Raw genomic sequence first — 11185 nt, forward strand, 5'->3', positions numbered from 1 at the left:
GGCTGTCCCTCGTGGCAGAACCAGTGGTGCGCATCCCGGACGCGAAGGTCGTCCTGTCGACGGCCTCCGTCTACCCGGAGTCCACGGCGACGGCCTTCGAGGTCGCCGCGCGCCTCGGCTACGACGGCGTCGAGGTCATGGTCTGGACGGATCCGGTCAGCCAGGACATCGAGGCGCTGCGCCGGCTCTCCGACTACCACCAGGTCCCCATCCACGCCGTCCACGCGCCCTGCCTGCTGATCACCCAGCGCGTCTGGTCCACCGACCCGTGGGTCAAGCTCCAGCGCGCGCAGGCCGCGGCCGAGAAGCTCGGCGCCTCGACGGTCGTCGTGCACCCCCCGTTCCGGTGGCAGCGGAGCTACAGCCGGGACTTCGTGCGGGGAATCTGGCGGATGGCGGACGAGACGGACGTCCGCTTCGCCGTGGAGAACATGTACCCGTGGCGCTACCGGGACCGCGAGATGCTCGCCTACGCCCCCGACTGGGACGTCACCAAGGACGACTACCGCCACTTCACGGTCGACCTCTCGCACACCGCGACCTCCCGGACCGACACGATGGCCATGGTCGACCGCATGGGCGACCGGCTCGCCCACGTCCACCTCGCCGACGGCAGGGGCTCGGCCAAGGACGAGCACCTGGTCCCGGGCCGGGGCGACCAGCCGTGCGCGGAGCTGCTGGAACGGCTGGCGCGCACGGGATTCGACGGCCACGTCGTCATCGAGGTCAACACCCGGCGCGCGATGTCGGCGGCCGAACGCGAGGCCGACCTCGCCGAGGCGCTGGCCTTCACCCGGCTGCACCTCGCCTCCGCCTCCCGCATCTCATGACCGAGGAGCCCAGGCGGCGCGGCCGGCCCGCCCGCAAGGCCGCGGGCGAGGGGCCCGGCGCACGGGAGAGGATCCTCCGGGCCGCGCGGGCCGAGTTCGCCGAGCGGGGCTACGACCGGACGACCATGCGCGGCATCGCGCGGGCGGCCGGCGTCGACGCCGCCCTCGTCCACCACTACTTCGGCACCAAGGACGACGTCTTCGCGGCCTCCGTCGAGATCTCCTTCGAGCCGGCGCTCGCCGTCCCGGAGATCCTCGGCGGCTCCCCGGAGGGCATCGGGGAGCGGCTGGTCCGCGCCTTCCTCGCGATCTGGGAGAACCCGGCGAGCAGGGCCCCGCTGCTCGCCGTCGTCCGCTCCGCGCTCACCCACGACGCCGCGGCCACCGTGCTGCGGACCTTCGTCGTGCACCGGCTCCTGTCGAAGGTCGCGGACGGGCTCCCGGTGCCGGACGCCAGGTTCCGCACCGAACTCGCGGCCGCCCATCTCGTGGGGATCGCGCTGCTGCGCTACGTGGTGAAGGTCGAACCGCTCGCGTCGGCGGACCCCGAGGAGATCGTGCGGATGGTGGCGCCGACCCTCCAGCGCTACCTGACCGAGCCCGGCCCGCCGCCGTCCGGCGCTCCCGGCTCCTCAGCCCCGTCCGGGGGCGGTTCCGGCTCCGGACCCCGGTCCACCGGGGGGCCGGGCTCCGCATCCCGGTCCACCGGCGCGTCCGGCTCCGGACCCCCGTCCGGGGGTGCCGCCGAGCCCGGCCCGCCCGCCGCGGGCGCGACCGAGGACTGAACCCTCCGTCCCGCATTCCGGACACGCTGTCCAGATCTTGGAGCGGCGGCGTACGCTCGGTGCAGGTACACCCGTCACGAGGAGCGAGCGACGATGCCCGAGCTGAGGTCCCGCACTGTCACCCACGGCCGCAACATGGCGGGCGCACGCGCCCTGATGCGGGCCTCCGGTGTACCGGGCGCCGACATCGGGCGGAAGCCGATGATCGCGGTGGCCAACTCCTTCACCGAGTTCGTCCCCGGCCACACCCATCTCCAGCCGGTGGGCCGCATCGTCTCCGAGGCCATCACCGCCGCGGGCGGCATCGCCCGCGAGTTCAACACGATCGCCGTCGACGACGGCATCGCCATGGGTCACGGCGGCATGCTCTACAGCCTGCCCTCGCGCGACCTCATCGCGGACAGCGTGGAGTACATGGTCGAGGCGCACTGCGCCGACGCCCTGATCTGCATCTCCAACTGCGACAAGATCACCCCCGGCATGCTGATGGCGGCCCTGCGCCTGAACATCCCGACGGTCTTCGTCTCCGGCGGCCCCATGGAGTCCGGCCGGGCCACCCTCGTCGACGGCACCGTGCGCACCCTCGACCTGGTCGACGCGATCTCCGAGGCCGTCAACGACAAGGTCTCCGACGAGGACATCCTCCGCATCGAGGAGAACGCCTGCCCGACCTGCGGGTCGTGTTCCGGCATGTTCACCGCCAACTCGATGAACTGCCTCACCGAGGCCATCGGCCTCTCCCTGCCGGGCAACGGCTCCGTCCTCGCCACCCACACCGCCCGCCGCGCGCTCTACGAGAACGCCGCCCGCACGGTCGTCGACATCACCCGCCGGTACTACGACGAGGACGACGCCTCCGTCCTGCCGCGCAACATCGCCACCCGCGCCGCGTTCGAGAACGCGATGGCCCTCGACATCGCGATGGGCGGCTCCACCAACACGATCCTGCACCTGCTCGCCGCCGCCCAGGAGGCCGAACTCGACTACGGGCTGGGCGACATGGACGAGGTCTCGCGCCGCGTGCCCTGCCTGGCCAAGGTCGCCCCCAACGTCGCCCCGCGCGGCACCTACTACATGGAGGACGTCCACCGGGCCGGCGGCATCCCCGCGATCCTGGGCGAGCTGTACCGCGCCGGTCTGCTCAACGAGGACGTCCACGCCGTCCACTCCCGCTCCGTCAAGGAGTGGCTGGGCGCCTGGGACGTCCGCGGCGGCTCGGCCTCCGAGGAGGCCGTCGAGCTGTTCCACGCGGCCCCCGGCTGCGTCCGCTCCGCCGAGGCCTTCTCCCAGTCCGAGCGCTGGGAGGACCTCGACCTGGACGCGGCCGCCGGCTGCATCCGCGACGCGGCCCACGCCTACTCCAAGGACGGCGGACTCGCGGTGCTCCGCGGCAACCTCGCCGTCGACGGCTGCGTGGTGAAGACGGCCGGCGTCGACGAGTCCATCTGGACCTTCGAGGGCCCGGCGGTGGTCTGCGAGTCGCAGGAGGAGGCCGTGGAGAAGATCCTCAACAAGCAGATCACCCACGGCGACGTCGTCGTCATCCGCTACGAGGGCCCCAAGGGCGGCCCCGGTATGCAGGAGATGCTCTACCCGACCTCCTTCCTCAAGGGCCGCGGCCTCGGCAAGACCTGCGCGCTGGTGACCGACGGCCGCTTCTCCGGCGGCACCTCGGGCCTGTCCATCGGCCACGCCTCCCCGGAGGCGGCGTCCGGCGGCACCATCGCGCTGGTCGAGGACGGCGACCGGATCCGCATCGACATCCCGGCCCGCTCCATCGAACTCCTCGTCGACGACGCCACCCTGGCGTCCCGGCGCGAGGCGCTCGACGGCGCGTACGCCCCGAGGAACCGCGAACGCAAGGTCTCCGCGGCGCTGCGCGCGTACGCGGCGATGGCGACGAGCGCCGACAAGGGCGCCGTGCGCGACGTCTCCCGCCTGGGCTGACCGCCCCCCGGGCAGACCGCCTGGCCCACCTCCGCGCGACCGCCGGCCCCGCCCGCACGCCCACCCGGCGCGCGGACGGGGCCGGCGGTCGTCTCTCCGTGCCCGTGCACCCCGGTACGGGCGGGCGGTTGTCTGCGCGCCGTGCACCGCCGGGGCCGGTGGTCGTCTCCGTCCGGTGGCACCGCGGTACGGGCCGCCGGCGTCTCCGCGGCGCGCGGGGCTTGTACGGACGGGGGCCCGCGGCCGTGCGCCGCGGGCGTCCGTCACCAGCGAGCGGGGTCGCGCGCGTCCACGGCGAAGACCGATCCGTCCGGTGCGGTCGCGTAGACCCGTCCGGGAGCGGTGGCCGGGGCCGGGAGCACGGAGGCGTGCCGCCCGCCGCCCATCCGGGGCTTCGTCTGCCCGACCAGCCGGCCCTCTCCGGTCTCCACGGCCAGCAGCCGCCCGTCCCCCGCGGAGAGGTACAGGTGTCCGCCGCGCGGGGCCGGCCGCGACAGGTGCGCCACCGCAGTCTCCAGCCGCCACACCTCCCGTCCCGCACCCTTCGCGGTGTCGACGCGGAGGAGCGAGCCGCCCGCCCCGACCACGTAGACCAGGTCCCCGGCGACCGCCGCCTGCGCCTGGTCGAGCGGGGCGGTCAGCGCGACCCTGCGCGTGGAGCGGCCGGGCGCCGCCGTGTCCAGCCGGACGACGGCGACGGTGAAGCCCTCGGTGTCCACCTCCAGCAGGTGGAGGGTCCCGTCGCCCGCGGCCACCGGGGTCAGCGAGCCCTTCAGCCGCTCGGTCCACAGCACCCGGCCGTCCGCGGGGGAGACGGCGGCGACCCGGGTGGACCCGCCGTCGGCGGAGGGCGTGGTGGCGAACACCGGGCCGGTCCCGTCCGGCGTCCCCGTCCACTCGGTCCCCGCCCCGCCGTGCCGCCCGCGCCAGCGGTCGGCGCCCGTCGCGGCGTCGACCGCCAGCACGGAACCCTCCCCGGTGGTCAGCAGCACCAGGTCACCGGCGGTCCGGACGGCCGCGTACGCCGCCACGTCACGTTCCCAGCGCACCGCGCCGGACGAGGGGTCGAGCGCGCGGTAGCGGGTGCCGCCGGGCGGGAGCACCAGCAGCACCCCGCCTGCGGCCACCGGCGCCGCACCCTCGTCGTTCGGTCCGCCCATCGCCCCGGTCCCGCCGTCCGCCGCCGGCGCCTTCGCGCCGGCGGTCCAGAGCACCGTCCCGTGCGCCGGGTCCAGTCCGGCGACCCCGACACCGGAGCCGGTGCACCAGAGCGCGGCGCCCGCGGTCGCGCAGACGGGCGCCCGGCCCTCCGCGCCGGCTGCGCCGAGCGTCGTGCTCCAGGGCCGGAAGGGCGCCGGCGCCGCGGACGGGGTCCGTCGCGCCGGGCTCCCGTCGCCGCTGCCGGCGAGGACGACGCCCGCGCCCGCGACCGTCGCGACCACCGCGGCGAGCGCCGCCCACAGGACCACCGGGCGGCGCGGCCGCCGCACCGCTCCTCCCGCCGTCCCGCCCGGACCGCCGTCCCCGGCCCCCGCCGACCCGCCGGCCTCCGCGTCCGGAGCCGCGTTCGCGTCCGCGCCCGGAGCCGGGCTCGCGGCGGCGCGCTCCGACGGAGGGCGCTGGGCCGGTATGTGGGCCTGGGTGTCGCACGCGGCCGACGGCGACGACGCGCGCAGCGCCACCATCAGCTCGTACGGCGTCGGACGGTCCCCGGGCTCCTTCGCCAGGCAGCGCCGCAGCAGCGGCACCAGCTCCTGCGGGACCCCGGCCAGATCGGGCTCGTTGTGCACCACCTGGTACGCGACGATGTAGGGACTGTCGGAGTCGAACGGGCCCCGGCCGGTGGCCGCGTGGACCAGTACGGCGCCGAGCGCGAACACGTCCGCCTCGGGCCCCACCTCCCGGGGCCGCTGGAACTGCTCCGGCGCCATGAACGGCGGTGTGCCGATCAGTTTCCCGGTCTCCGTGCGCAGATCGCTGTCCGCGGGACGGGAGATGCCGAAGTCGATGACTTTCGGCCCGTCCGGGGCGAGGAGCACGTTGCTGGGTTTGAGATCGCGGTGCACCACTCCGGCGCGGTGGATGTCCCGCAGCGCCTCGGCCAGCCCCGCGCCGACGCGCTGCAACTCCTGCGGACCGAGAGGCCCGTTCCGCTTCACCCGTTCCGCGAGGGTGGGGCCGTCGATGAACAGGGTGGCCATCCACGGCCGCCCGGCATCGGGGTCCGCGTCGACGACCGGCGCCGTGAACGCCCCGCTGACCCGCCGCGCGGCCGCCACCTCCTGGCGGAAACGCGCCCTGAACTCCGGGTCCGACGCGTGCTCGCCGTGGATGACCTTGACCGCCAGCCGCAGCCCCGACCCGGACGTGGCGAGATGGACGACGCCCATGCCGCCCGTCCCGAGGCACTCCTCGAGGTGGTACTGACCGGCGTATTCCGGATGTTCCGCTTCCGGGAACGGCCCGGCGCTTTGCAGCGGTGGCATCTCCCACCCCCGTTTGATGGTGCCCACGCGCGACGCACGGAGCCTAGTCGATGGTGCGTGCGATCCAGCCACCGCTTGCTAGCCTGCGCGCGGCGAACACGCCGACATCACGTGTCTGTCGACGGGGGGAGAAGCACAGTGGCCGCAGAAGAGGTGCGGATCGAAGGTGCGGCGGTCGAGGAGACCGCCGGCTACACGGCGAAGCGTTACCCGGTGGCCCCGGGGGTCCGGCTCAACGTCCGGTCCGGTCCGGGGACCAACTACCGGCTGATCAAGGTGCTTCCGTACGGGGCGAGCGTCCCGATCAACTGCCAGATGCCGGGGGAGACGGTCAGCGGGCCGTACGGCACGAGCGACATCTGGGACAACATCGCCAACGGGCAGTTCGTGTCGGACGCGTACGTCCGTACGGGCAGTGACGGGTACGTCGCCATCCGCTGCGGCTGACCCGGGGCGGCCGGCCGGGGGATAATCGACCCCGTGAGCGACCACACCCAGCACTCCGGCACCGACGGCGGCGGCCCCCGGCCCGAGCCCATTCGCTACTTCGGCACCACCTGGGTCGAACACGACGGGCACTACGGGCTGCGGCGGGCCGCCGTCGCGGCCGGCTCGCTGGTGACGGCGTTCGCCGCCGCGCTGGTGCTGCGCTTCGCGTACCAGGGGCTGTCCATCGCGGAGGTCGGCGGCTTCGTCAACGGGCTGGTCGTGGTCATGTTCGCGGTCTGCAGCGCCATCGCCTTCCGCAAGACGTGGGAGGGCTACACACGGCGGCCCTCCGGCTCCGCCTCCGACGACGCGCTCCGCGGTCTCAGGACGATCGGCTTCATCGGCTCGCTGATCGCCTACGCCCTGCGCTGCTTCGTCGAGGCTCCCGGCGAGCAGCTGCGCCGCGCCGAGTACGAGAGGGCGAAGGCCCAGTACAAGCGCCGCCGCACCACCCGCTCCGGCAACCCCGCCCACCGCGACGCCAAGGGCGGCAAGGGCGGCGCGCCGAAGGGCGACTGACCCTCCGGCGCCCTCCCGGCTCCTTCAGCCGGGCCGGGGTGCGGCGGCGGCAGCCCGGGGCATGATCGCGGGATGACCGACGCCCCCGCCTCCGCCGCCTCCGCCGCCTCCGTCCCCGGCGCTCCCGCCCCGGACACGTTCGTCCCCGGCACCCCTGCCCCGGACGCCACCGCCTCCGGCCCGCACGACCCGGCCCGTCGTGCCCGGTCCTTCGACGCCGCCGCCGCGCAGTACGACACCGCCCGCCCCGCCTACCCGCCGTCCCTCCTCGACGCGTTGGAGGAGGCGGCCGGACGTCCCCTCCGCGGCTCCCGCACCGTGGACGTCGGGGCGGGGACGGGCATCGCGACCCGGCTGCTGCGCGACCGCGGGGCCGACGTGGTCGCCGTCGAACCGGGCGCCGGGATGGCGGCCCGCTTCCGCACCTCGCTCCCCGGGGTCCCCCTCGTCCGCGGTGTCGGCGACGCGCTGCCGCTGGCCGGCGCGAGCGCCGACCTCATCACCTACGCGCAGTCCTTCCACTGGACCGACCCGGACCGGTCCGTCCCGGAGGCCCTGCGCGTCCTGCGGCCCGGCGGCGCACTCGCCCTGTGGTGGAACGTCGCCGACCTCGACGTCCCCTGGATCGCCGCACAGCAGGCGCGCATACACCGCGACCTCGAAGGAAGCACCAAGGGCGCCCCCGGAGAAGCGCGACGGCTCCCCGGCGGCCTGCGGCAGACCGACCGCACCCTCCGCTGGAGCAGGCGCGTCCCGCTCGACCTCCACCTGGCCAACCTCGGCAGCCACTCCCTCTTCCTCCTCCACGACCCACGCGACTCCCGGGCCTTCCTCGACCGCGAGCGCGCCCTGCTCCTCGACGCCTTCCCGGACGGTGTCGTCGAGGAGGCGTACACCGTCGAACTCACCGTCGCCGTGCGGCCGGACGCCCCCTGACCCGCCGGCGCACCCGGACGGCCGAGCCGCTGCCGGCCGAGCCCCGCGCCCACGTCTGCCGCGCCCACGTCTGCCGGGCCCTCGCGCTCCCGGTGTGCGGCAAACCCTCCCGGCGGCAAACCCTCCCGGCGGCACGACCCGCCCGGCGCCACGACCGGCGGGCGGTCGTGGCGCCGGGCGGGCACCGCTTCTTGACGCCCGCTACCCCCGGGAGGATTATTCATCACATGATGAATTACTCCGGCGTCGCCGTCCTCGGCCGGGGCCTGACCGTCGTCCGCGGCGACCGCACGGTGCTGCGCGGCCTCGACTTCACCGTGCACTCCGGCCGCATCACCGGCCTCCTCGGCCCTTCCGGCTGCGGGAAGTCCACCCTGATACGCTCCGTCGTCGGCACCCAGGCACGGACCACCGGCACCCTGGAGGTCCTCGGCCGCCCCGCCGGCCACCCGGGACTGCGCTCCCGGATCGGGTACGTCACCCAGGCGCCCTCCGTCTACGACGACCTCACCGTGCGCCAGAACCTCGACTACTTCGCCGCCGTGCTGCTCCCGGGCCGCGCCGCGCGCGACGCCCGTCACGAGGCCGTCGCCCGCGCCGTCGCCGACGTCGACCTCATCTCGCACGCCGACGTCCTCGCCGGGCGCCTCTCCGGTGGGCAGCGCAGCCGCGTCTCGCTCGCCGTCGCCCTCCTCGGCACACCCGAACTGCTGGTCCTCGACGAACCCACCGTCGGCCTCGACCCCGTACTCCGCCGCGACCTCTGGGACCTCTTCCACCGGCTCGCCGCGGACCGCGGGGCCACGATCCTCGTCTCCTCCCACGTCATGGACGAGGCGGAGCGCTGCCACCGGCTGATCCTGCTGCGCGAGGGCCGGATCCTTGCCGAGGACACCCCCGGCGACCTGCGGACGCGCACCCGCTCGGAGACCGTCGAGGAGGCTTTTCTCCACCTGGTCGACGAGGCCCGCGCGGGCAGCGCGCCCGGCGGGTCCCCGGGGCCCGGGACCGACGACACCGTTCAGGAGACCGCCCGATGAGCACATCCCGCAGCCTCGCCACCGCCGCCCGCGTACTCCGCCAGCTCCGCCACGACCGGCGCTCGATCGCCCTCATGGTGCTGGTGCCGTGCGTGATGCTCTTCCTGCTCCGGTACGTCTTCGACGGCTCCCCGGGCACCTTCGACGCGATCGGCGCCTCGCTGCTCGGGATCTTCCCGCTCATCACGATGTTCCTCGTGACGTCGATCGCCACCCTGCGCGAACGCACCTCGGGCACCCTGGAACGCCTGCTCGCCATGCCGCTCGCCAAGGGCGACCTGATCGCCGGCTACGCCCTCGCCTTCGGCCTCGTCGCCGTCGTCCAGTCGCTCCTCGCCACCGGTCTCGCCCTGTGGGTGCTGGGCCTGGACGTCGTGGGCAGCCCCTGGCTGCTGCTGCTCGTCGCCCTCCTGGACGCCCTGCTCGGCACCGCACTCGGGCTGTTCGTTTCGGCGTTCGCCGCCTCCGAGTTCCAGGCCGTGCAGTTCATGCCGACCGTGATCTTCCCCCAGCTGCTGCTCTGCGGACTGTTCACCCCGCGCGACACGATGCAGCCCGTCCTCGAAGCCGTGTCCGGGGTGCTGCCGATGTCCTACGCCGTCGATGCCATGAACGAGGTGCTCCACCACACCGACGCCACCGGCACCTTCCTCCGCGACGTCCTCGTGGTCGCCGGGTGCGCCGTGCTCGTGCTCGTCCTCGGCGCGGCCACCCTGCGCCGCCGCACCGACTGACACCGAGGGGCGGGCAGCCCCGGCGTTCCGTCGCCCTGCCGCCTGCCGCCTGCCGCCTGCCGCCTGCTCCGGGGACCCGGCGGGCCGCCGCTGCCCGCCCTTCGGACGCGCCCGCCGCCGGACCACCCCCGGTGCAAGGATGTGTGCGCACCCATCCCCACCGGCGAGGTGAACGCAGCCATGACCCAGACAGTCGCAGTGCTCGGTACGGGCAAGATCGGCGAAGCCCTCCTGAGCGGAATGATCCGCGCCGGCTGGCGGCCCGCCGATCTGCTGGTCACCACCCGCCGCAGCGAGCGCGCCGAGGAACTGCGCAGCCGCTACGGCGTCGAGCCGGTGAGCAACGCCGACGCCGCCAAGCGGGCCGACACCCTCATCCTGGCCGTCAAGCCGCAGGACATGGGCCGGCTCCTCGACGAACTGGGCCCCCTCCTGCCCGCCGACCGCCTCGTCATCAGCGCCGCGGCCGGCATCCCCACCTCCTTCATCGAGGAACGCCTCGCCGCCGGCACCCCCGTCGTGCGCGTCATGCCGAACACCCCGGTGCTCGTCGACGAGGGCATGTCGGTGATCTCGGCGGGCAGCCACGCGACCACCGGCCATGTCGCCCACGCCGAGGAGATCTTCGGCGGCGTCGGCAAGACGCTCCGCGTCCCCGAGTCCCAGCAGGACGCCGCCACCGCCCTGTCCGGCTCGGGTCCGGCGTACTTCTACTTCCTGGTCGAGGCCATGACCGACGCGGGCATCCTGCTCGGACTGCCCCGGGCCCAGGCGCACGACCTGATCGTGCAGGCGGCGATCGGCGCGGCCGTGATGCTCCGCGACAGCGGGGAGCACCCCGTGAAGCTCCGGGAGGCCGTCACCTCGCCGGCCGGCACCACGATCAGCGCCATCCGCGAGCTGGAGAACCACGGGGTGCGCGCGGCCCTCATCGCCGCCCTCGAAGCGGCCCGCGACCGCAGCCGCGAGCTCGCCTCCGGCAACGGCTGACGCCACCGGGGCCGGTCACGCCTGCGCGCCCCCGGCCCGTCACCCCCGCACGTCTTCGGCCGCGGCGCCACAGACGCGCACGGCGGGGCGCGCCCACCACGGCGCGCACCCCGCCGGTTCCGGCGCGTCAGACCGCCGGCAGCAGCCCGACCGCCCGGTAGGCCCGGTCCACGAGGGGCCGGGCCGTCTCCCGGGCCCGCGACGCGCCCTCCCGGAGCACCTGGTCGACGTACCCCTGGTCCGCGGCGAGTTCCGCGTGCCGCTTCCGGATCGGCGCGAGCGTATCCACCACGGCCTCGGCCGTGTCCTTCTTGAGGGCGCCGTAGGACGTGTAGGCGTCGGCGAGCTCCGCGGGATCGCCGCCCGAGCACGCCGCGAGGATGTCGAGCAGGTTCGCCACCCCGGGCCGGCTCTCCCGGTCGTGGACGA

At 74.8% G+C, this 11185-nt stretch carries 10 protein-coding genes and 1 pseudogene (1 of these 11 cut by a window edge); 9 read left to right on the plus strand and 2 right to left on the minus strand.

The features are described 5' to 3' along the window. The first annotated feature begins 11 nt into the window (after nt 1-11). From IAG43_RS17780 to ilvD, 3 genes and pseudogenes are all read left to right on the plus strand, one after another. Nucleotides 12-830, plus strand: coding sequence for a sugar phosphate isomerase/epimerase family protein (locus IAG43_RS17780; RefSeq protein WP_187741711.1), 819 nt, complete (start codon nt 12-14; stop codon nt 828-830). After that, nucleotides 827-1429: pseudogene (locus tag IAG43_RS17785) on the plus strand (TetR/AcrR family transcriptional regulator); the annotation flags it as partial. The gene IAG43_RS17780 and the pseudogene IAG43_RS17785, both read left to right, overlap by 4 nt. Before the next feature lie 279 nt (nt 1430-1708). Further along, on the plus strand, nt 1709-3562 hold the full coding sequence (ilvD, locus tag IAG43_RS17790) for a dihydroxy-acid dehydratase (RefSeq protein WP_187741713.1): 1854 nt from the start codon (nt 1709-1711) through the stop codon (nt 3560-3562). Between the two features lie 263 nt (nt 3563-3825). Here ilvD and IAG43_RS17795 read toward each other — a convergent pair whose 3' ends face one another. Continuing rightward, nucleotides 3826-6048, minus strand: a complete 2223-nt coding sequence (locus tag IAG43_RS17795) for a protein kinase domain-containing protein (RefSeq protein ID WP_187741714.1) — start codon at nt 6046-6048, stop codon at nt 3826-3828. A gap of 138 nt (nt 6049-6186) precedes the next feature. On the opposite strand from IAG43_RS17795, the gene IAG43_RS17800 reads away from it, so the two are divergent. From IAG43_RS17800 to proC, 6 genes are all read left to right on the plus strand, one after another. Beyond that, the gene (locus tag IAG43_RS17800; protein WP_425508610.1) at nt 6187-6495 is read left to right on the plus strand and encodes a peptidase; all 309 of its coding nucleotides are present in this window, start codon (nt 6187-6189) and stop codon (nt 6493-6495) included. A gap of 33 nt (nt 6496-6528) precedes the next feature. Beyond that, the gene (locus tag IAG43_RS17805) at nt 6529-7056 is read left to right on the plus strand and encodes a hypothetical protein (RefSeq protein ID WP_187741716.1); all 528 of its coding nucleotides are present in this window, start codon (nt 6529-6531) and stop codon (nt 7054-7056) included. Nucleotides 7057-7128: 72 nt separating this feature from the next. After that, nucleotides 7129-7992 (plus strand): class I SAM-dependent methyltransferase, encoded by an 864-nt coding sequence (locus tag IAG43_RS17810; RefSeq protein WP_187741717.1) that lies wholly within the window; start codon nt 7129-7131, stop codon nt 7990-7992. Between the two features lie 227 nt (nt 7993-8219). Next, nucleotides 8220-9032, plus strand: coding sequence for an ABC transporter ATP-binding protein (locus tag IAG43_RS17815; RefSeq protein WP_187741718.1), 813 nt, complete (start codon nt 8220-8222; stop codon nt 9030-9032). Continuing rightward, nucleotides 9029-9766 carry an ABC transporter permease gene (locus tag IAG43_RS17820; protein WP_187741719.1) on the plus strand — a complete coding sequence of 246 codons (738 nt, stop codon included), beginning with the start codon at nt 9029-9031 and terminating at the stop codon, nt 9764-9766. The genes IAG43_RS17815 and IAG43_RS17820 overlap by 4 nt, the downstream gene beginning before the upstream one ends. Before the next feature lie 180 nt (nt 9767-9946). Next, nucleotides 9947-10756: a pyrroline-5-carboxylate reductase gene (gene proC / locus IAG43_RS17825; protein ID WP_187741720.1), complete on the plus strand. Its 810-nt coding sequence runs from the start codon at nt 9947-9949 to the stop codon at nt 10754-10756. A gap of 127 nt (nt 10757-10883) precedes the next feature. On the opposite strand, the gene trpS is transcribed toward proC, so the two are convergent. Beyond that, nucleotides 10884-11185, minus strand: the final stretch of a protein-coding gene (gene trpS, locus IAG43_RS17830; protein ID WP_187741721.1) for a tryptophan--tRNA ligase. The gene runs 697 nt beyond the window's last position; only the last 302 of its 999 coding nucleotides appear in the window; its start codon lies off the right edge, out of view; its stop codon occupies nt 10884-10886.

It is taken from the genome of Streptomyces genisteinicus, from assembly GCF_014489615.1.
In the GTDB taxonomy this organism is placed as follows: Bacteria; Actinomycetota; Actinomycetes; order Streptomycetales; family Streptomycetaceae; genus Streptomyces; species Streptomyces genisteinicus.

Excerpts from the sequence above, each read along its gene's own strand:
- ilvD (WP_187741713.1), top strand. The coding sequence starts at position 1,709 with ATGCCCGAGCTGAGGTCCCGCACTGTCACCCACGGCCGCAACATGGCG.
- IAG43_RS17795 (WP_187741714.1), bottom strand. The coding sequence starts at position 6,048 with ATGCCACCGCTGCAAAGCGCCGGGCCGTTCCCGGAAGCGGAACATCCG.
- IAG43_RS17810 (WP_187741717.1), top strand. The coding sequence starts at position 7,129 with ATGACCGACGCCCCCGCCTCCGCCGCCTCCGCCGCCTCCGTCCCCGGC.
- IAG43_RS17815 (WP_187741718.1), top strand. The coding sequence starts at position 8,220 with ATGATGAATTACTCCGGCGTCGCCGTCCTCGGCCGGGGCCTGACCGTC.
- IAG43_RS17820 (WP_187741719.1), top strand. The coding sequence starts at position 9,029 with ATGAGCACATCCCGCAGCCTCGCCACCGCCGCCCGCGTACTCCGCCAG.
- proC (WP_187741720.1), top strand. The coding sequence starts at position 9,947 with ATGACCCAGACAGTCGCAGTGCTCGGTACGGGCAAGATCGGCGAAGCC.